The sequence below is a fragment of the Serratia plymuthica NBRC 102599 genome, assembly GCF_001590925.1.
Lineage (GTDB): Bacteria > Pseudomonadota > Gammaproteobacteria > Enterobacterales > Enterobacteriaceae > Serratia > Serratia plymuthica.
Map to the genome: position 1 here is coordinate 22,099 of NZ_BCTU01000037.1, position 20,427 is coordinate 42,525.

15 protein-coding genes are annotated in these 20,427 nt (G+C 58.6%); 10 read left to right on the forward strand and 5 right to left on the reverse strand.

Annotation, left to right across the window (positions count from 1 at the left end):
• Positions 1-125: 125 nt before the first annotated feature.
• The 4 genes from cydD to infA all read left to right on the forward strand — a co-directional run bounded on the left by cydD (position 126) and on the right by infA (position 4,712).
• Positions 126-1,892, forward strand: a complete 1,767-nt coding sequence (gene cydD, locus SPL01S_RS22190) for a heme ABC transporter permease/ATP-binding protein CydD (protein ID WP_006324536.1) — start codon at positions 126-128, stop codon at positions 1,890-1,892.
• A 2-nt stretch (positions 1,893-1,894) separates the two neighbouring features.
• Positions 1,895-3,631 (forward strand): heme ABC transporter ATP-binding protein/permease CydC, encoded by a 1,737-nt coding sequence (gene cydC, locus SPL01S_RS22195; protein ID WP_063202878.1) that lies wholly within the window; start codon positions 1,895-1,897, stop codon positions 3,629-3,631.
• Between the two features lie 30 nt (positions 3,632-3,661).
• Positions 3,662-4,387 (forward strand): leucyl/phenylalanyl-tRNA--protein transferase, encoded by a 726-nt coding sequence (aat, locus tag SPL01S_RS22200; protein WP_063202880.1) that lies wholly within the window; start codon positions 3,662-3,664, stop codon positions 4,385-4,387.
• Between the two features lie 106 nt (positions 4,388-4,493).
• Positions 4,494-4,712, forward strand: a complete 219-nt coding sequence (gene infA / locus SPL01S_RS22205) for a translation initiation factor IF-1 (protein ID WP_002211347.1) — start codon at positions 4,494-4,496, stop codon at positions 4,710-4,712.
• Between the two features lie 214 nt (positions 4,713-4,926).
• On the opposite strand, the gene clpA is transcribed toward infA, so the two are convergent.
• Together clpA and clpS are read right to left on the reverse strand one after the other, a co-directional pair.
• Positions 4,927-7,206: an ATP-dependent Clp protease ATP-binding subunit ClpA gene (gene clpA / locus SPL01S_RS22210; protein WP_013812275.1), complete on the reverse strand. Its 2,280-nt coding sequence runs from the start codon at positions 7,204-7,206 to the stop codon at positions 4,927-4,929.
• Positions 7,207-7,233: 27 nt separating this feature from the next.
• A complete protein-coding gene (gene clpS / locus SPL01S_RS22215) occupies positions 7,234-7,554 on the reverse strand; it encodes an ATP-dependent Clp protease adapter ClpS (RefSeq protein ID WP_004928347.1) in 321 nt (106 codons plus the stop codon).
• Between the two features lie 357 nt (positions 7,555-7,911).
• Between clpS and cspD the strand changes: the two genes are divergently transcribed.
• Positions 7,912-8,133, forward strand: a complete 222-nt coding sequence (gene cspD, locus SPL01S_RS22220; protein ID WP_004942590.1) for a cold shock-like protein CspD — start codon at positions 7,912-7,914, stop codon at positions 8,131-8,133.
• 135 nt (positions 8,134-8,268) lie between these two features.
• On the opposite strand, the gene macB is transcribed toward cspD, so the two are convergent.
• A complete protein-coding gene (gene macB / locus SPL01S_RS22225; protein WP_063202882.1) occupies positions 8,269-10,215 on the reverse strand; it encodes a macrolide ABC transporter ATP-binding protein/permease MacB in 1,947 nt (648 codons plus the stop codon).
• Positions 10,215-11,327, reverse strand: coding sequence for a macrolide transporter subunit MacA (gene macA, locus SPL01S_RS22230; protein ID WP_004942579.1), 1,113 nt, complete (start codon positions 11,325-11,327; stop codon positions 10,215-10,217). The genes macB and macA overlap by 1 nt, the downstream gene beginning before the upstream one ends.
• A gap of 480 nt (positions 11,328-11,807) precedes the next feature.
• Here macA and SPL01S_RS22235 point away from each other — a divergent pair, with 480 nt between their 5' ends.
• Entirely contained in the window at positions 11,808-12,758 is a 951-nt protein-coding gene (locus SPL01S_RS22235) for a VirK/YbjX family protein (RefSeq protein WP_063202883.1), read from the forward strand.
• Between the two features lie 13 nt (positions 12,759-12,771).
• Here the strand turns inward: SPL01S_RS22235 and SPL01S_RS22240 are convergent, their stop codons facing one another.
• Positions 12,772-14,436 carry an ATP-dependent endonuclease gene (locus SPL01S_RS22240; RefSeq protein ID WP_063202885.1) on the reverse strand — a complete coding sequence of 555 codons (1,665 nt, stop codon included), beginning with the start codon at positions 14,434-14,436 and terminating at the stop codon, positions 12,772-12,774.
• A 192-nt stretch (positions 14,437-14,628) separates the two neighbouring features.
• On the opposite strand from SPL01S_RS22240, the gene SPL01S_RS22245 reads away from it, so the two are divergent.
• From SPL01S_RS22245 to poxB, 4 genes are all read left to right on the forward strand, one after another.
• Positions 14,629-15,525 (forward strand): LysO family transporter, encoded by an 897-nt coding sequence (locus SPL01S_RS22245; protein WP_063202887.1) that lies wholly within the window; start codon positions 14,629-14,631, stop codon positions 15,523-15,525.
• 172 nt (positions 15,526-15,697) lie between these two features.
• Entirely contained in the window at positions 15,698-17,347 is a 1,650-nt protein-coding gene (hcp, locus tag SPL01S_RS22250) for a hydroxylamine reductase (RefSeq protein ID WP_063202889.1), read from the forward strand.
• Positions 17,348-17,403: 56 nt separating this feature from the next.
• The gene (gene hcr, locus SPL01S_RS22255) at positions 17,404-18,408 is read left to right on the forward strand and encodes an NADH oxidoreductase (RefSeq protein WP_063202891.1); all 1,005 of its coding nucleotides are present in this window, start codon (positions 17,404-17,406) and stop codon (positions 18,406-18,408) included.
• 200 nt (positions 18,409-18,608) lie between these two features.
• Positions 18,609-20,330, forward strand: a complete 1,722-nt coding sequence (poxB, locus tag SPL01S_RS22260; protein WP_063202893.1) for a ubiquinone-dependent pyruvate dehydrogenase — start codon at positions 18,609-18,611, stop codon at positions 20,328-20,330.
• The last annotated feature ends 97 nt before the right edge of the window (positions 20,331-20,427 follow it).

Sequence of the window (20,427 nt, forward strand, 5' to 3'; positions counted from 1 at the left end):
GTCTGCCGGGTGAAGAGGTAACATTAGCCTTCGCTTGTTCGCTTCAGGTTGAGGCAAACACTTTTTTTAACAGTACGTTAACCTTGCTTGTAACAACAGGCACCGGCGACGCAGACTCATATCTGATGAAAAAAACCAGACAGCAACAGTTAACCCGTTGGCTCAAAACTCAGAGCACGTTGGCGCAGCGTTGGCTGCGCCTTTCCATGCTGTTGGGGCTGATAAGCGGCATTCTGATTGTCGTGCAGGCATGGCTGTTGGCCGCCCTGCTCCACGCCCTGATTATCGAACACGCCCCGCGCGAACAGTTGATCCCCTCGTTTATCTGGTTGGCCGCCACTTTCGCGCTGCGCGCGTTGTTGAGCTGGCTGCGTGAACGCGTTGGTTTTATCTGCGGCCAGGTGATCCGCCAGCGTATGCGTCGGCAGGTGCTGGACAAACTTCAGCAGCTCGGCCCCGCCTGGATCCAGGGGAAACCGGCGGGCAGTTGGGCCAGCATCATCGTTGAGCAGATCGAAGACATGCAGGATTATTACTCCCGCTATCTGCCGCAGATGTATCTGGCGGTGTTTATCCCGTTGCTGATCCTGATAACCGTATTTCCGATCAACTGGGCCGCCGGTCTGATTCTGTTGACGACCGCCCCGCTGATCCCGCTGTTTATGGCGCTGGTCGGCATGGGCGCCGCCGATGCCAATAGGCGCAACTTTGTGGCGCTGGCGCGGCTGAGCGGCAATTTCCTCGATCGCCTGCGCGGGTTGGATACGCTGCGTCTGTTTAACCGGGCTGAGGCGGAAACCGCGCAGATCGCCAAGTCGTCCGAGGATTTCCGCAGCCGCACCATGGAAGTGCTGCGGCTGGCGTTCCTGTCATCGGCGGTGCTGGAGTTCTTTGCCTCCATCTCCATCGCCGTGGTGGCGGTCTATTTTGGCTTCTCCTTCCTTGGCGAGCTGAATTTCGGCAGCTACGGCACCGGCGTTACGCTGTTTGCCGGCTTCCTGGTGCTGATTCTGGCTCCGGAGTTCTTCCAGCCGCTGCGCGATCTGGGCGCTTTCTATCATGCCAAAGCGCAGGCCGTGGGCGCCGCAGAAGCGTTGGAAACTTTCCTCGGCGCCGAAGGCGAGCAAAGGGGCACTGGCACGCAGGAGCTGAATACCGATGCACCGCTGGAGTTAAAAGCGCAGGATCTGGAAATTCTGTCGCCAAACGGCGTGCTGCTGGCCGGCCCTCTGAGTTTCACCCTGTCCGCACACCAGCGCATTGCTCTGGTCGGGCTGAGCGGCGCCGGCAAAAGCTCCTTGCTGAATCTGCTGCTCGGCTTCCTGCCCTATCGCGGTTCACTGACGGTCAACGGCACCGAGCTGCGTGAGCTGGCGGCAGAAGGCTGGCGTCGGCAGCTCGGCTGGGTGGGACAAAACCCGCACCTGCCGGCGCAAACGCTACGAGCAAATATTCTGCTGGGTCACCCGCAGGCGAGTGAAGCCCAATTGCAACAGGCGGTGGAGCAGGCTTACGTCAGCGAGATCTTGCCGCATTTGCCGCTGGGCCTGGACACTGAGGTCGGCGATAGCGCCGCACGTCTGTCCGTCGGCCAGGCGCAACGCGTGGCGGTCGCCCGGGCGCTCATCAGCCCACGCCGTTTGCTGTTGCTGGATGAGCCTGCAGCCAGCCTCGACGCTCACAGCGAGCGACGAGTCATGCAGGCGCTCAACGCAGCCTCGCATCAGCAAACCACCCTGCTGGTCACACACCAGTTGGAAGACACCGAAGATTACGACCAGATCTGGGTTATGGAAGGCGGGCGGATCGTGCAGCAAGGCGATTACGCCACGCTGAGCGCCCAACCTGGGTTGTTCGCCAATCTGATCGCACACCGCAGCGGGGAGCTATAATCATGCGCGTTTTGCTGCCGTTCCTGGCGCTATACCGTCGTCACAGCCTGCTGATCTGCCTGGGCATCCTGCTGGCCATCGTCACGCTGCTGGCCAGTATCGGCCTGTTGGCGCTTTCCGGCTGGTTCCTCGCCGCATCGGCGCTCGCCGGGCTAGCGGGCCTGTTTACCTTCAACTACATGTTGCCGGCTGCCGGCGTGCGTGGCGCGGCGATCTTCCGCACCGCCGGGCGCTACGCAGAGCGCGTGGTCAGTCACGACGCCACCTTCCGCGTTCTTTCTCATCTGCGGGTATTTACCTTTAAAAAGATCCTGCCGCTGTCACCGGGCGGCATCGCCCGTTTCCGGCAGGCCGACCTGCTTAACCGGCTGGTGGCGGACGTCGATACGCTGGACCATCTGTATCTGCGGGTGATCTCGCCGTTAGTCAGCGCCGCGGTGGTGATCATCGTGGTCACCTACGGCCTCAGTTGGCTGGACAGCTCGCTGGCCCTGACGCTGGGCGGTATTTTGTTGCTGCTGCTGCTGTTGGTACCACCGGTATTCTACCGCGCCGGCAAACCGATTGGCGGCCAGCTGACCGCCCTGCGCGGCCAGTACCGCACCGATCTGACCACCTGGCTGCAGGGCCAGGCAGAACTGGTGGTGTTCGGCGCAGTCAATGATTTCCGCGCCAGTCTGGATGCCACCGAACGGCACTGGCAGCGCCGCCAATGGCAACAGGCTTCGCTGGGGGGGATCGCGCAGGGGGTGATGATCCTGGCCAGCGGCCTGACGGTAACGCTGTTGCTGTGGCTCACCGCCGGCGGCATAGGTGGCGATACCCAACCCGGCGCGCTGATTGCGCTGTTCGTGTTTGCCGCGCTGGCCTCGTTTGAAGCGCTGATGCCGGTCGCCGGAGCCTTCCAGCATCTCGGCCAGGTCATCGCTTCCGCCACACGGGTAAAACAGGTTATCGATCGGCAGCCGGAAGTCACTTTCCCGGCCAGCGGCCCGGCGGCCGGGAACGGCGCTGCGTTAAGCCTGCAACAGCTCACCTTTAGCTATCCCGACCAACCTCTGCCGGTGTTGCAAGACGTCACGCTGGAGATTGCCACCGGGGAACACATTGCGCTGCTAGGGCGAACCGGCTGCGGCAAATCTACCCTGTTGCAGTTGTTAACCCGCGCCTGGAACGCCGATAGCGGCAGCATGCTGCTCAACGGCCAGCCGCTCAGCGCCTATGATGAAACTACGCTGCGCCAGATGACCACCGTCGTCAGCCAGCGGGTGCATATTTTCAGCAACACGCTGCGGGAAAACCTGCGCATCGCCGCCCCGACGGCGGCCGACGAACAGTTACGCGACGTGTTGTGCCAGGTCGGGCTGGAAAAGTTGTTGGAAAACGAAGGGCTAAACGCCTGGCTTGGGGATGGCGGCCGCCAGCTTTCCGGCGGTGAACAACGTCGCCTGGGTATTGCCCGCGCGTTGTTGCATCAGGCGCCTCTGCTGTTGCTCGACGAACCGACCGAGGGCCTGGACGCCGAAACCGAACAGCAGATCCTGGCGCTGTTGCGCCGGCACTGCCAGGGTAAAACGCTCATCCTGGTGACTCACCGCCTGTATGGGCTCGAACATCTTGACCGCATCTGCGTGATGGACGGCGGCCGGATTGTCGAACAGGGCGACCACCTTACCCTGATGCGCCGGCAAGGGCGTTATGCCCGTTTCCGCCAGCGCATCAGTGGGATACCGCTTTAAAATGGCCTGTAGAGGACGCTGAGACCTTTTATGCGTATTGTTAAGCTGTCACCACAGTCACTCGCGTTTCCCTCGCCAGAGGGCGCACTGCGCGATCCTAACGGCCTGCTGGCCATTGGCGGCGACCTGACGGCGCCGCGTTTGCTGGCCGCCTATGAGCGCGGTATCTTCCCCTGGTTTTCGCCGGGGGAGCCCATTCTGTGGTGGTCGCCTGACCCGCGTGCCGTGTTGTTCCCGGCGCAATACCATATCAGCCGCAGCCTGAAACGCTTTCTGAGCGGCAATCCCTTTCGCATTACGCTTAACCACGACTTTGCAGCGGTAATAGCCGCTTGCGCCGTTCGGCCGCATGAGGGCACCTGGATCGGCCCGGAGGTGCAGCACGCCTATCTGCATCTGCACCGCCTCGGTTTCGCCCATTCAGTCGAGGTATGGCAGGATAAAGAGCTGGTAGGCGGCATGTACGGCGTGGCGCAGGGCGCGCTGTTCTGCGGCGAATCGATGTTTAGTCGCACCACCAACGCCTCCAAGTGCGCGCTATTGGCTTTTTGTCGGCATTTTGCCGCTTATGGCGGAGAATTGATTGACTGTCAGGTGCTTAACGCTCACACTGCCACGCTGGGAGCGAGAGAAATCCCCCGCCGCCAATTTTTACAACAGCTCAGTAACCTCCAACGCAAGCCGTTAGCACCGGAATGCTGGGCAGCGCAAGTGTTACCCCCACAGCAGGCTGAACCACCCTCCCCAACAAACTAATTTTGCGGAAACGGTGCAATGTTCACCGACACGTCTTTACATAATGTGGGTTTTTCGGCATTATCTTGCCGGTTAAAAACTAAGGTAGTTAGACCTAGAGGATTCGATGGCCAAAGAAGACAATATTGAAATGCAGGGCACCGTTCTTGATACGCTGCCGAACACTATGTTCCGCGTTGAATTGGAAAACGGGCACGTAGTAACCGCACATATCTCCGGTAAAATGCGTAAGAACTACATCCGCATCCTGACGGGCGACAAAGTCACTGTAGAGCTGACCCCGTACGACCTGAGCAAAGGCCGCATTGTCTTCCGTAGCCGTTAATCGGCTCACTCGTCGCCAGCCGATGGCGGCACCGAGGATGTAACCCCTCCGGAGCCCTTTCCGTTTACCCCCGTAGCAACGTTCAACATCGAGTTGCAAGAGCGCAGGTAAACCGAGAGGGCTCGCTCATTTTTGTAGTGGTGATGAAATACTTTCACCCATAAAAAAAGCGATGCCGAAGCATCGCTTTTTCATTATCTGGACTGGCCGGCCTTTAGTGCACCGCACCTTCATCCGCTTTGCGTTTCTGCGCACTGAGGAAGTGGTAAGTCAGTTTCTGGTTGTCTTTGTCCAGTTCGACCTTCACCGAGCCGCCGTCCACCAGTGAACCGAACAGCAGTTCGTTGGCCAACGGTTTCTTCAGGTTTTCCTGCATCACACGCGCCATCGGACGAGCGCCCATCGCACGGTCATAGCCTTTCACCGACAGCCAGTCACGCGCTTCGTCGCTCACTTCCAGTGACACGCCCTTCGCATCCAACTGTGCCTGCAGTTCGACAATAAACTTATCGACAACCTGCTGGATCACCGTGGTCGACAGATGGTTGAACCAAAGAATGTTGTCCAGACGGTTACGGAACTCCGGCGTGAACACTTTTTTGATCTCTTCCATCGCATCGGTGCTGTTGTCCTGCTGCACCAGACCGATCGATTTGCGTTCGGTTTCACGAACCCCGGCGTTGGTGGTCATCACCAGGATCACGTTGCGGAAGTCCGCCTTGCGACCGTTGTTATCGGTCAGGGTACCATTGTCCATAACCTGCAACAGCAGGTTGAACACATCCGGATGCGCCTTCTCGATTTCATCCAGCAACACCACAGAGTGCGGATGTTTGAGCACCGCATCGGTCAGCAGCCCGCCCTGATCGTAACCGACGTAGCCCGGAGGCGCACCAATCAAGCGGCTGACGGTATGACGTTCCATATATTCGGACATGTCAAAACGCAGCAGCTTGATATCCATCGCCTTCGCCAACTGCACCGTCACCTCGGTTTTCCCGACGCCGGTTGGCCCGGCAAACAGGAAGGAACCGACAGGTTTGCGATCGTGGCCCAGACCCGCACGGCTCATTTTGATCGCTTCGGTCAGCGCTTCGATCGCCTGATCCTGACCGAACACCAGCATTTTCAGACGGTCGCCCAAGCTTCTCAGCACATCGCGATCGCTTGCCGATACGGTTTTTTCCGGGATACGCGCAATGCGCGCAACCACGGACTCAATGTCCGCAACGTTGACGGTTTTCTTGCGTTTGCTGATCGGCATCAGCCGGCTGCGAGCGCCCGCCTCGTCGATCACGTCAATAGCCTTGTCCGGCAGGTGACGGTCGTTGATGTACTTCACCGACAGCTCAACAGCCGCACGCACCGCCTTGGCGGTATAACGCACATCATGGTGCGCTTCGTACTTGGTTTTCAGACCGTTGATGATCTGAATGGTCTCTTCCGGCGTCGGCTCGGTAATGTCGATTTTCTGGAAGCGACGGGCCAGCGCACGGTCTTTTTCGAAAATGTTGCTGAATTCCTGATAAGTGGTGGAGCCAATCACCCGGATCTTGCCGCTGGAGAGCAGCGGTTTGATCAGGTTGGCCGCATCCACCTGCCCACCGGAAGCCGCACCGGCACCGATGATGGTGTGGATCTCATCGATAAACAGGATGCTGCTCTTGTCCTGCTCCAGCTGTTTCAGCAACGCCTTGAAGCGTTTCTCGAAGTCGCCGCGGTATTTGGTACCGGCCAGCAGCGAACCGATGTCCAGGGAATACAGCGTGCAATCCGCCATCACTTCCGGGACGTCGCCCTGCACGATACGCCAGGCCAGCCCTTCGGCAATGGCGGTTTTACCCACGCCGGACTCGCCGACCAACAGCGGGTTGTTTTTACGACGGCGGCACAGCACCTGAATAGCGCGCTCCAGCTCTGGGTCGCGGCCAATCAGGGGATCGATTCCGCCCACACGGGCCAACTGGTTGAGGTTGGTGGTGAAGTTTTCCATACGGTCTTCCCCTCCGGACTGCTCTTCGTTCACCGGGTTTTCCGCATTTGGCGCTTGGCCCGGCTCGTCTTTACGTGTGCCATGTGAAATGAAATTCACTACGTCAAGACGGCTGACGTCGTGTTTGCGCAGCAGATAAGCCGCCTGCGACTCCTGCTCGCTGAAAATCGCCACCAGCACGTTGGCACCGCTGACTTCGCTGCGGCCGGAAGACTGCACATGGAATACGGCACGCTGCAGCACGCGCTGGAAGCTTAGCGTCGGCTGAGTGTCGCGCTCTTCTTCGCTGGCAGGCAACGTCGGCGTGGTTTGTTCGATAAAGGCTTCCAGTTCCTGGCGCAGTGCGGCCAGGTCTACCGTACATGCCTCAAGCGCCTCTCGCGCGGCAGGGTTGCTGAGTAACGCCAGCAACAGGTGCTCCACGGTCATAAACTCGTGTCTGTGCTCACGCGCTCTGGCGAAAGCCATGTTGAGACTGAGTTCCAGTTCTTGATTGAGCATAAGCACCTCCCCAATAGTTGCCAAAATCTAGGCTTTTTCCAGCGTACAGAGCAACGGATGCTCGTTCTCCCTTGCATAACGGTTCACGTGTACGACCTTGGTTTCCGCCACCTCGGCGGTAAAAACACCGCAGATCGCCTTGCCTTGATAGTGGACCGTGAGCATCAGTTGCGTTGCACGTTCAATATCATAAGAAAAGAACTTTTGCAGAACGTCAATCACAAATTCCATCGGTGTGTAATCGTCGTTGTTAAGTATAACTTTATACATAGACGGCGGTTTTACCGCATCGATTTGTTTTTCTTCGGCCAAGTGTTCAAAATTCAGCCAATCGTTGTTATTGCCCATTGCTGCTCATCTTCTCTGCTCTGTCCTCTGATATGGGGACAGGTTCCGGTTATTCAAAGTGGGGTATCACTACTATTTTATCATCTTCGTCATCATCTCGCCGTACTGGAACGTGCGCAAAAATCTCTGACAAATTGTTACCAAACAATGTCAATAGCGTTAACTGCTTCAAACTTTGATGAACTGCTTCCTGCGGACAAAAGCCGATCCCTTGACGTGATGATCATTTGCTCTAGAGTGTAAATTCGTGAGCTGGTGGTCTTTTAACCGCCCCGTGCTCATCTGCTACCTGCCTTTGGCGGGTGCGAATTCAGTTATTCATCTCACCTAAAATAGCGTTGCGAGGGATGTAAAAGCATGGAGACGGGTACTGTTAAATGGTTCAACAACGCCAAAGGGTTTGGGTTTATCTGTCCTGAAGGCGGCGGCGAAGACATATTCGCCCATTATTCAACGATTAAAATGGATGGGTACAGGACACTAAAGGCCGGCCAACAGGTCAGTTTTGACGTGCACCAAGGGCCGAAAGGGAACCATGCGAGTCTTATTGTGCCGCTGGAAAGCGAGGCACTGGCCTAAACGCCGATGCAGAGCCAGCCTAAAGCAACCCGCTAAAAATGCCAGCCGCCGTGTGACTGGCATTTTTTATTATACGCTATAATGTCGAGTTGCCACTAATCACGCCGCAGCGTCAAATACCACGGAGATAGGCTATTACTCGCGCGCCAGTGCATCGATCGGGTTAAGCCGGGCAGCACTGCGTGCAGGCAGATAACCGAACACCACGCCGATACCGGTAGAGCACAAAAACGCGCTCAACAACGCCGCCGGCGGGAAGTTAATCTGCCAACCTGGCAGCACCAGTTGCACCAGCAACCCGATGGCGAAGGACAGCGTAATCCCCAGGGCACCGCCAACCAGGCACACCAGCACCGCTTCAATCAGGAACTGCTGCAATACGTCGCCGGAACGGGCGCCCACCGCCATACGGATGCCAATCTCGCGCGTACGCTCCGTCACCGACACCAGCATGATATTCATCACGCCGATCCCGCCGACCACCAATGAAATCACCGCCACCAGCGTCAGGAACAGCTGCAGCGTGCGCGTGGTTTTCTCCGCGGTCTGCACCAGGCTGTCCATGTTATAGGTGAAGAAGTCTTTCTTGCCATGGCGCAGCGTCAGCAAACGCGTCAACTGCTGCTCCGCTTCCTGGCTATTGTAATCGTCACGGATACGCACGGTGATCGAATCAAAATAGGCGTTGCCCATCAGCCGGTTGGCCATGGTGCTGTAGGGAACCCAAACGTTCAGCGTCTTGCTGCTGCCGAACATCGACTGTTTCTCCTTCGCCACCCCGACCACCGTTGCCGGCATGTTACCCACCAAAATCACCTCACCCACCACGTTCTTCTGATGCGGGAACAGCCGGCGCTGGGTGTTGGCGTCGATAACCACCGTTTGCGCCTGCGACTGCACCTGGAACGGATCAATACCGGCCCCTTGGGTGAAGGTCATGCCGTAGACGCGGAAAAACTGCTCGCTGACCCCGGTCACATTGGCCGCCACATCGACGTTGCCCAACCGCAATCGCATGCTGCTGGCGATGCTCGGTGACAGTGCGCTGATATAAGGCTGCTCGCGCAACGCATCAAGATCATCATATTTCAACGACTGACGAAAGGTGGGATCGTCGTCGCCAAAGTCCTTGCCGGGGTAAATATCCACCGTATTGGTGCCGATGGATTTGATATCCGCCAACACCATCTGCTTGGCGGCGTCGCCGATCACCAGGATCGAGACCACCGAAGCGATGCCGATAATAATGCCCAACATGGTGAGCGCAGTGCGCATTTTATTCGCCGCCATCGCACGCCACGCCATCACCAGCGCCTCGCGGAAGCGGCCGGCCATCTGCTGCCACGACGGTGCCGGCGCGGCCAGTTCCAGCGGTTTGGCATTCGGATTGCCCTGCTGCGCCGGGCGTGAATCGGCAATGATCTCGCCGTCGCGGATTTCAATGATCCGCTCAGCCTGCCGAGCGACAGCCGGATCGTGAGTCACGATGATCACCGTATGCCCCTGCTCACACAGTTGCTTGAGGATAGTCATCACCTCTTCACCGGAATGGCTGTCGAGAGCGCCGGTCGGCTCATCCGCCAGGATCACCTGGCCGCCGTTCATCAGCGCGCGGGCGATACTGACGCGCTGCTGCTGACCGCCGGAAAGCTGGCTCGGCCGGTAGCTGACGCGTTCACTCAACCCAAGGCGCTGCAGCAGCGCGACTGCCCGTTCCCGCCGCGCTGCCTTGCCCAGCCCGGCGTAGACCGCCGGTACCTCGACGTTATGCGCCGCGCTCAGATGAGGCAGCAAATGGTAGCGCTGGAAGATAAAACCAAAATGCTCGCGCCGTAGCCGGGCCAAGGCATCGCCATCCAGCGTCGCCACATCCTGGCCTGCCACCCGGTATACGCCAGCGCTGGGCTTGTCCAGACAGCCGAGAATGTTCATCAGCGTAGACTTGCCAGAACCGGAGGCGCCCATGATTGCCACCATTTCACCGGCGTCGATGCTCAGGCTCACGCCTTTCAACACGTCCACCGTCTGATCGCCCGACTGATAGCTGCGGCGGATGCCGCTCAGTTGTAACAGCGCCGCCATCAGTTGGCCTCCGAGCCGCCACGGCTGACAATAACTTCATCCCCGATGCTCAAGCCGCTCGTAATTTGTACGTCAATATTATTACGCAGACCTATGGTCACCTCGCGTTTTTCTTCCTTGCCCTGTTTCAATACCGCGACGTGGTAACGGTTATCGGCGATTTGGTCGCCCAGCGCCGCCAGAGGAATGACCTGCGCCTGGCTGACGCCCGCCAGTTGAATATGCACCTGCGCCGTCATCTGCAGACGCAGCAGACCTTCGGGGTTCGGCACTTCGAAACGCGCATAGTAAAAGATGGCGTTGTTAACCTTTTCCGGCGTCGGCTGAATGTCTTTCAGCACGCCGTCAAAACGCCGGTTAGGATCGCCCAACACGGTAAACCAGGCCTTCTGACCCGGTTTGAGGCTGATAACGTCCGCTTCCGAGACCTGCGCTTTCACCAGCATGGTGCTGAGATCCGCCAACGTCAGAATGTTCGGTGCCTGCTGCGCGGCGATTACCGTCTGGCCTTGCAGCGTGGTGATCTGCACCACATCGCCGTCCATCGGCGCTTCAATACGGGTAAATGCCAGATTGATTTTAGCGGTGTCCAGGCTGGCCTGATTGCGGGCAATCTGCGCATTGATGGTGCCGACCTGCGCCTTCTTCACCGCCAGTTGCGTCGCCGCCTGATCCAGATCCTGGCGCGATACCGCTTGCAACTTCGCCAGTGCCTGATTGCGCTGCAGCGTTACCGCCGCCAGTTGTTGTTCGGCCTGGGCCTGTTGCAGTTGAGCGTGCAGTTCACGCAGCGTCGCCTCACCCTCGCGGATACTGTTTTGTGCCTGCTGCGGATCGATCACGCCAAGCAACTGGCCTTTTTTCACCTTATCGCCGATCTCAACATACAGACTTTCCAACTGCCCGCTGACCTGCGCACCAACGTCAACCTTGCGCACCGCGTCAAGCTGGCCGGTCGCCAGCACATTTTGCTGCAGGTCGCGCTTGGCCACCTTCACCGTTTTAAACTGGGTTGGCGCCGGGCGGCTGAAATGCCAGATCGCCAGCGCGGCGATCGCCGCCACGACGATCAGTGCGATGCCCCAGCGTCGCTTATGTCCTTTAAACATCATTGATGCCATCATCCTTTTGTTTTTTATCACTTACTTCAAATAACCCAGACGGTTTACCCGGCATCTCATCCGGTGTAAATCCGTTATTCATCATGCCCATAGTAAGTTGAACGGGATTATAACCTTCACGGACTATGTACGCATTAAGTCAGAATTAAGAGCAAACCATGAGGGAAACTGGCAGCAATAGATGAAATTATCCCCGGCATCTCCCGCTACTTAACGTCCGATAAACGTTGCAGCAGAGAATGGTTTGGGAAAAGCAACCTGGCCGCTCGTTTTGGCGCGAGGCTGCTTTTCGCAAGCAAGAAGGTAATTTCAGGCGGAAACGGAGCAAAAATGCCGTGTACAGCAATAGGGTGTAACTAAACCTTAGCTCAACACAATGTGTAGACACCCTTGGTTACAGTTAAGCATTGAACTCCCGTTTAGCGAAAGCTTGCTGAAATAGCGCTATTCGACACTGCCAAGGATTTCATCATGTCTCAGCTCAGCTATCCACTCGTATCTGCACGCCCGCTTAACGGTTGGCAACTGATGACGGCACTGATTAATGGCGATATGGCGCCGAGTAATGCCTGGAAAAAAACCTCATTCCGCCTGAAGTTTCTCAGCCGCTCGCTGTTTTGCTGGCGCACTACCGGCGCCCTGCTGAACACGCTGGCGTCCAATCCTCTGCGGGATGAGATTCTGAGCGCGCAGCCCAATCTGCCCTGCAAGCTGCATCGCCCCTATCTGGCGGCGAACATGAACAAGATCGAGTGTCTGTTCGCCCTGCGCGATCATTACGCTCTCAGCGCGCAGCGCATGCCGCTGAAAATGCGTATCGGTCATCTGAAGAAACCCTTTGTGCTGGCCACCGCCAGCGGCAAAAGCGGCGAATCGGTTTCGCTGGAGCTGTCGGCCATCGATAATTTGAACAAAGAAGGGGAAGCCACCCTGCTGCTGCGTAACGCCAACGGCATTATGCTGGCGGAAATCACCTTTGCGCTGATGCACTATCAGCAACAGCCGACGCTGTTCATCGGCGGCTTGCAGGGGGCCAACAACCAGGTGCCGCACGCGGAAATTCAGCACGCCACCAAGGAATGCCACGGGTTGTTTCCGAAACGGCTGGTGCTGGAAGGCATCTGCACGCTGGCTCATCACCTGGGCATCCGGCAAATAGTGGCGGTTGGCAATACCACCCATATTTATCAGAATTGGCGTTATCACAGTAAAAAGAAAGCCCAACTGCACGCCGATTACGATCAGTTCTGGAGCTCAATGGGCGGCAAGATGCTCGACAGCGGCTACTTCCTGCTGCCGGAGCGCATCACGCGTAAACCGATCGATGAGGTGGTCAGCAAGAAACGGGCAGAATACCGCCGTCGTTATCAATTGCTGGATGAACTGGAACAGGGAATGGCTGAACATTTCAGTACCCGATAAGACTGCCGGGCGCCTAATCCGCCCGGCCCCGCGCCAGCCAGATCACACGCGAGAACATTTTCTTCAGCAATGGCGGCACGGAATCGGTGCCCCACTCGCCGGCCTGCATCGCCACTTCGATAGCCAAATCGGGTTTCGAAGAGTGATGCACCGCCTTCAGGATCACCTTACGTATCGGCATCTGAGCATTTTTCGGCACAGAAGCGACGCGGTGATACACCGGGCTGAACCCCTCGCGGAACATAAAGTGCTCCATATCCGGCGCCGGCAGCGCGGTTAGGCGGTCACGCTCGCTGTCGCCGTGGTTATCCAGCAAACTGCGCACGGTGTTGGCGTATTTCTTCCCGGCCTCGTCGCCGTCCACCAGCGCATGCCATTCAATGCCCATACGGCGAGCAAACCTCAGCAACGGCTTCAGGCCGCACTGGGCAAATTCAATCACCCGTACCCCTTCCGCTTCAAAGTGATAGCCGCACTGGCGCGCCAGTTCACTCAGCAGCCAAACCTCTGTTTCGCCTTCCACTAGCAGCCAACAGCGGGCAAACAGCGATGACGGTCGGTTAAAGCGAATATGAAAAGCAATCCGCCGCCCGTCCTCCGGCCCCAGCCCGCGTGGCCCAAGCCGATAAGTGGCAACCCGTCCCGACTCGCGCACCAGCCGGCAAACGTGTTCCACCGGAACCAGCGACACCAGCTCACTGGAGTTGGTGGTGGTGATGCGCTGCAGCGGCAACTGGTTGAGCAGCCCCCAGGCCACCGACAGCATGATCGGGTGCAGCCGGGTTTCCGGGTCCTCCACCAACAGCAACGGCCGGGCGTGCGGATCCAACTTGACGTTGCCCTTGGCCTGCAGCAGCGTAGAAAACATGCCCAGCAAAATCAGCCGCATGCTGCGGCTGTTCGGCTCAGCGACCATACGGTTGATGCTGTCCAGCGAGCGCCACGCCTGCTGGTCCTGATCTTGATCCAACCGGTGGCTGCGCGGGCGCGCCACCTGCGATCCCTGCTCAGCGAAGTAGTGTTCCAGCAGTTGCTGCATCGCCGCCAGCCCCTGACGCAGCTCGCCATTAGTCAGCTTTTGCGGATTGCGCACCAGTTCGCGCGTCAATTGATCCAACTGCTGAGCCAGCGCCTGATTATCCGCAGGGTGCTCGTCATTGAGCGTGCTGGGCCGCAAGCGGCGAATAAAACGCGCATCGCGCAAACGCAATACCGGGTGAATACGGATAATGGCGTGCGCCAGTTGTTCAATATGATGCAGTTGCATCGCATTGCCCTCGGCGTCCAAAAAACTGCGCCAGGTGCACACCGTATCGTCATCGTCCAGTTCACCTTCGCAACGGTAATAAATACGGTTCAGATTATCATCGCCCTTGACCCACAGCGGCGACAGATGGCGATAACGGGGGAGATGAGCGTGCCCGAGGTCTTTCTCGCAAAAGGTAAACACCACCTGCAAGTGCCGGTCTTTGGCCGCCTCTTCGCCGGGAGGAAAATGGAAGTCGTGCACTTCAAAACGGTATAGCTGTTGCTCCGGCGCCAACAGCAGGGTCAGCGCGTCAAGCAGGCTGGATTTACCCCAGGCGTTTTCGCCGAGCAGCAGCGTGTTGTCGTCCAGCATCAGGGACAGCCGATTAATGCCGCGGAAACCTACAATCTCGATACGCTCTAAGAACATCTGCCGCCTCCCGTGCGTGCCGTCACCGTCCTCAATGAAGGTGACCTTTCCAGAGCATGGTCAAAAAACCCCTTGCAGGTCAAGCAGACTGCATCAAATCTGCCGCTTTACTCCGGCCACCGTTTTGGTTAGCGTGTGGGCCTCGCCGGTCATCCGCGCACCGCCCCCAGAACAAAGGACGCAAGCTTCACCATGTATTCAGGACTGTTGATTATTCTGTTACCGCTGATTGCCGGTTATCTCATCCCCTTACGCAGCCGGACGTTACTCCAGGCCATCAACCGCCTGCTGAGCGGGATGGTTTACGTGATCCTGTTTTTTATGGGCATCAGCCTGGCATTTCTGGAAGATTTGAGCAGCAACCTGTTGCTGATATTCCAGTACGCCGCGGTGTTTTTCCTGTGCATCCTGGCCGCCAGCTTGCTGATGCTGACACTGCTGGAACGCAAAATGCCCTGGCGCAACAGCCATAAACAGGAGCGGTTGCCTTCGCGCCTGCATATGGCGCTGGAATCATTCAAACTGTGCGGCGTGGTGCTCGGCGGTTTCCTGCTCGGTCTGACACAGTGGCCGTGGCTGCAGTTTGCCGGAAAGGGCAGTGAATATGCGTTGATTTTCCTGCTGCTGCTGGTGGGTATCCAACTGCGCAACAGCGGCATGACGCTGCGTCAAATCGTGATTAACCGGCGCGGCATGATCGTAGCGGTGGTGGTGACGATCAGCGCACTGGCCGGCGGCGCGCTGGCGGCACAATTGCTGGGGCTGCCGATCAAAGCCGGGCTGGCGATGGCTTCCGGTTTCGGCTGGTATTCGCTTTCCGGTATTCTGATCACCGACGCTTATGGCCCGGTACTGGGCAGCGCGGCCTTCTTTAACGATCTGGCGCGCGAGTTGGTGGCAATTATGCTGATCCCGACCCTGGTACGCCGCAGCCGTTCCTCGGCGCTGGGTCTGTGCGGGGCCACCTCGATGGACTTTACCCTGCCGGTGTTACAGCGCAGCGGTGGGTTGGAAATGGTACCGCCCGCCATCGTGCACGGGTTCCTGCTGAGCCTGCTGGCGCCGGTACTGATCGCCCTTTTCTCGTGATTTCTTCCGGGGGCTATGCCCCCGTAAAGCGTAATAATTCCCATCCGCAGGGTAAAATTGCGCTAAATCAAACTTGCCCACAGTAGTACCACAAAAGCCTTTTTAAGCTCCGGTTGCCGATCTATGCTCATAAACAAGCATTATAAATGCAACTTTAAAAAAGGAAGCGATTATGTTCTGTGTGCAATGTGAACAAACCATCCGTACTCCGGCAGGCAACGGCTGCTCGTATGCTCAGGGCATGTGCGGCAAAACGGCGGAAACCTCCGATCTGCAAGATCTGCTGGTAGCAGCGTTACAAGGGCTGTCCGCCTGGGCTCTGCTGGCTCGCTCGCTCGGGATTATCGATCACGAGATCGACAGCTTTGCCCCCCGCGCCTTCTTCTCCACTCTGACCAACGTTAACTTCGACTCTGATCGCATTGTCGGCTACGCGCGGGAAACCCTCCTCCTGCGCGACGCGCTGGCCACGCGCTGCCGGCTGCTGGACGCCAGCGCACACGTCGATCATCCGCTGGCCAGTCTGCAACTCGACGGCGACGACATGCCGACGCTGTTGCAGCAGGCGGCGCAGTTCGCCCTCAACACCGACAAGGCCGAGGTGGGTGATGACATTCACGGCCTGCGCATGCTGTGCCTGTACGGCCTGAAAGGGGCGGCAGCCTATATGGAGCACGCCCACGTGTTGGGCCAGTTCGACGACCAAATCTATGCCGATTACCATGCCTTTATGGCCTGGCTCGGCACCCAGCCGCGCGACGTGGATACCCTGCTGAATAACGCCATGGGTATCGGTAAAATGAACTTCAACGTGATGGCGATCCTCGATCACGGTGAAACCCAGGCCTATGGCGATCCGATCCCCAGTGCGGTGAATGTACGCCCGGTAGCGGGTAAGGCGATTCTGATCTCCGGCCACGATCTGAAAGATCTGCGCATGCTGCTGGAGCAAACCGAGGGCCAGGGCGTTAACGTCTATACCCACGGTGAAATGCTGCCGGCGCACGGCTACCCGGAACTGAAAAAATTCAAACATCTGGTCGGCAATTACGGCAGCGGCTGGCAGAACCAGCAAATCGAGTTCGCCAAATTCCCCGGCCCTATCCTGATGACCTCCAACTGCATTATCGATCCTAACGTCGGCAACTACGGCGATCGCATCTGGACACGCAGCATCGTCGGCTGGCCGGGCGTTAACCATCTGGAAGGGGAGGACTTCACCCGCGTGATCGCCCAGGCGCAGGGCATGAGCGGTTTCCCTTATACCGAGATCGAACATATGATCACCGTCGGCTTTGGCCGCCAGACGCTGCTCAACGCCGCCGATACGGTGATCGATCTGGTGGCGCAGAAGAAACTGCGCCACGTGTTCCTGGTCGGCGGTTGTGACGGCAGCCGCGATGAGCGCAGTTATTTCACCGACTTCGCCCGCAGCGTGCCGCAAGATTGCCTGATCATGACGCTGGCCTGCGGCAAATACCGCTTCAACAAGCTGGACTTCGGCACGCTGGAAGGCCTGCCACGCCTGCTGGATGTCGGCCAGTGCAACGACGCCTATTCCGCCATCATGCTGGCGGTCAAACTTTCCGAAACGCTTGGCTGCACGGTCAACGAACTGCCTCTCAGCCTGGTGCTGTCGTGGTTTGAACAAAAGGCGATCGTCATCTTGCTGACGCTGTTGTCGCTGGGGGTAAAAAACATCGTCACCGGCCCGACCGCACCGGGCTTCCTGACCGACAACCTGATGGCGATCCTCTACGACAAGTTCGGCATGCGCCCGATCACCACCGTTGAGCAGGACCTGCAAGCCTTGCTCGGTTGATGCCGTTGTTTTTCGGGGCCGCGCCTATGCCGGCCCCTTTGCCTTTGAGGTGCTCTATGACCCAACCCACTCCCCTTTGCCCCAATCGCATGCAGGTACACTCGATCCGGCAAGAAACTGCCGACGTTTGGACGCTGAACCTGATCTGCGACGTTTTTTACCCTTATCAGGCCGGCCAGTTTGCGCTGGTCAGCATCCGCAATACCGAAGAAACGCTGCGCGCCTATACGCTGTCTTCCTCACCCGGCCAAAGCCGTTTTCTCAGCATCAGCGTGCGTTGCCTGCCGGACGGCGCGGGCTCGCGCTGGCTGACGCAGGAGGTCAAACCCGGTAACACCCTGTGGCTGTCCGATGCGCAGGGAGAGTTCAGTTGCGAACGGCACCCGGCCGATCGTTACCTGATGCTGGCGGCCGGCTGTGGCGTTACGCCGATTATCTCCATGTGCCGCTGGTTGGTAGCCAATCGTCCGGCCTGCGATATTGCCGTGATCTTTAACGTACGTACCCCTGCCGATACGATTTTTGCCGAACAATGGCGCGAGTTGTGCGCCGCGTATCCTCAACTGCAACTGACGCTGATGGCCGAACAGGATGCTCAGCCGGGCTACCTCAACGGGCGGATAACGTTAGAAGCCTTGCGACAGGCCGCGCCGGATATTGTCGAACGTACGGTGATGACCTGCGGCCCCGCGCCTTACATGACGCAGGCGGAGCAACTTTGCCGCCAGCTTGGCGTGCCGGCAGCCCGCTTCCACAAAGAACAGTTCCATACGCCGGCGGAAACGGACTCCGGGCAAGGCGAAGGGCTAACGCTGCGCGCCGCCCGGCCGCTGCGCGAGTTCCGCGTACCGGTCGGTAGCTCGCTGCTGGCGGCAATGGAGACCCACGCGCTGCCGGTTAACGCCGCCTGCCGCGCCGGGGTGTGCGGCTCGTGCAAAACCCGCATTCTCGACGGTGATTACACCACCACCAGCAGCATGACGCTCACCCCGGCCGAGATCGCCCAAGGGTATGTGCTGGCGTGCAGTTGCCAGTTGCAGGGCGACGTCACCCTCGCCTGATGCTTGCTGCCCCATCTCGCCGATGGGGCATTTATCGGCAAGCACGTCCCGCACACCCCTTCTACACTTTCCCCTGTTCCGTGCGTTTTATTACGTCCATCTGAAAAAGACTTAACGATTCATACCCACTGGATTTCAAGTCGCAGCCCACAACGCTGTGGTTTGAAAGATGAGGGGCCTTTACAACGCTTGGGGGAATTATGAAGCAAACCGTAGCCACACTGGTCGCCAAAACGCTGGAGCAGGCTGGCGTGAAACGCATTTGGGGCGTCACCGGCGATTCGCTCAACGGCCTTAGCGACAGCCTGCACCGCATGGGCACCATCGAATGGCTGGGCACGCGCCACGAAGAGGTGGCCGCGTTTGCCGCCGGCGCAGAAGCCCAGCTCACCGGGCAGTTGGCGGTTTGCGCCGGCTCCTGCGGCCCGGGCAACCTGCACCTGATCAACGGCCTGTTCGACTGCCACCGCAACCACGTGCCGGTATTGGCGATTGCCGCGCATATTCCCTCTAGCGAAATCGGCAGCGGTTATTTTCAGGAAACCCACCCGCAAGAGCTGTTCCGTGAATGCAGCCACTACTGTGAACTGGTCTCCAATCCGGAACAGCTGCCGCGGGTGCTGGAAATCGCCATGCGTAAGGCGATCCTCAATCGTGGCGTGTCGGTGATCGTGCTGCCGGGCGACGTGGCGCTGCGCATGGCGCCGGAAGACGCCAGCATGGTCTGGCACACCCCGGCACTGCCGTTGGTTCAACCGCCGATGAGCGAGCTGAACAAGCTGGCGGCCATACTGAATCAGGCGAAGAACATCACGCTGATGTGCGGCAGCGGCTGCGCCGGTTCGCATGACGAAGTGGTCAAGCTGGCCGAGCTGCTGCAAGCGCCGGTGGTCCACGCACTGCGCGGCAAAGAGCATATCGAATGGGACAACCCGTACAGCGTCGGCATGACCGGGTTGATCGGCTTTTCGTCCGGCTACCACGCGATGATGAACGCCGATACCCTGGTGCTGCTCGGCACCCAGTTCCCGTACCGCGCGTTCTACCCGACCAACGCCAACATCATTCAGATCGACATCAACCCCGGCAGCATCGGCGCGCATTGCCCGGTCAACATGGCGCTGGTGGGCGATATCCACACCACCCTCACAGCCCTGCTGCCGCAACTGGAACCGAAGAGCGACCGCGCGTTTCTTGACAAGGCGCTGGAGCACTACCGCACCGCGCGCAAGGATCTCGATGGGTTGGCGAGCGCCAATGACGATCAACCGATCCACCCGCAGTATCTGGCGCAGCAGATCAGTCAATACGCCAACGACGACGCCATCTTCACTTGCGACGTCGGCACACCGACAGTGTGGGCGGCACGCTACCTGAAAATGAACGGCAAACGCCGCCTGCTGGGTTCGTTCAACCACGGTTCGATGGCCAACGCCATGCCGCAGGCCATCGGCGCACAAGCCACCGAGCCGGGCAAGCAGGTGATCGCCCTGTGCGGCGACGGCGGTTTTACCATGCTGATGGGGGATTTCCTGTCGCTGACCCAGTTGAAATTGCCGGTCAAGATTGTGATCTTCAACAACAGCGTGCTGGGTTTTGTGGCCATGGAAATGAAGGCCGGCGGCTACCTGACCGACGGTACCGATCTGCACAACCCGGATTTTGCGGCGATTGCCAATGCCGCCGGCATCAAGGGCATTCGCGTCGAGAAGGCTTCGGATCTGGACGCTGCGCTGCAAGAAATGCTGGCGCACCCCGGCCCGGCCCTGTTGGATGTGGTGACCGCCAAACAGGAACTGGCGATGCCGCCGCAGATCAAATTCGAACAGGCCAAAGGCTTCAGCCTGTATATGCTGCGCGCCATTATCAACGGCCGTGGCGACGAAGTGGTCGAACTGGCGAAAACCAACTGGCTGCGCTGATCCTCTGCGGGCGCGGCAACCGCTGCGCCTGCCATTTTCCGCTTTTGCCACGCGATAATCCGGCTATGATGGAAGCCATTTTCCGGATTGATGCTGA

Coding starts and splice junctions, on each gene's coding strand:
- infA (WP_002211347.1), top strand. CDS start 4,494: ATGGCCAAAGAAGACAATATTGAAATGCAGGGCACCGTTCTTGATACG.
- SPL01S_RS22235 (WP_063202883.1), top strand. CDS start 11,808: ATGTCTCAGCTCAGCTATCCACTCGTATCTGCACGCCCGCTTAACGGT.
- hcr (WP_063202891.1), top strand. CDS start 17,404: ATGACCCAACCCACTCCCCTTTGCCCCAATCGCATGCAGGTACACTCG.
- macA (WP_004942579.1), bottom strand. CDS start 11,327: ATGATGTTTAAAGGACATAAGCGACGCTGGGGCATCGCACTGATCGTC.
- aat (WP_063202880.1), top strand. CDS start 3,662: ATGCGTATTGTTAAGCTGTCACCACAGTCACTCGCGTTTCCCTCGCCA.
- clpS (WP_004928347.1), bottom strand. CDS start 7,554: ATGGGCAATAACAACGATTGGCTGAATTTTGAACACTTGGCCGAAGAA.
- cydD (WP_006324536.1), top strand. CDS start 126: ATGAAAAAAACCAGACAGCAACAGTTAACCCGTTGGCTCAAAACTCAG.
- clpA (WP_013812275.1), bottom strand. CDS start 7,206: ATGCTCAATCAAGAACTGGAACTCAGTCTCAACATGGCTTTCGCCAGA.
- poxB (WP_063202893.1), top strand. CDS start 18,609: ATGAAGCAAACCGTAGCCACACTGGTCGCCAAAACGCTGGAGCAGGCT.
- hcp (WP_063202889.1), top strand. CDS start 15,698: ATGTTCTGTGTGCAATGTGAACAAACCATCCGTACTCCGGCAGGCAAC.
- SPL01S_RS22240 (WP_063202885.1), bottom strand. CDS start 14,436: ATGTTCTTAGAGCGTATCGAGATTGTAGGTTTCCGCGGCATTAATCGG.
- cspD (WP_004942590.1), top strand. CDS start 7,912: ATGGAGACGGGTACTGTTAAATGGTTCAACAACGCCAAAGGGTTTGGG.
- cydC (WP_063202878.1), top strand. CDS start 1,895: ATGCGCGTTTTGCTGCCGTTCCTGGCGCTATACCGTCGTCACAGCCTG.
- SPL01S_RS22245 (WP_063202887.1), top strand. CDS start 14,629: ATGTATTCAGGACTGTTGATTATTCTGTTACCGCTGATTGCCGGTTAT.
- macB (WP_063202882.1), bottom strand. CDS start 10,215: ATGGCGGCGCTGTTACAACTGAGCGGCATCCGCCGCAGCTATCAGTCG.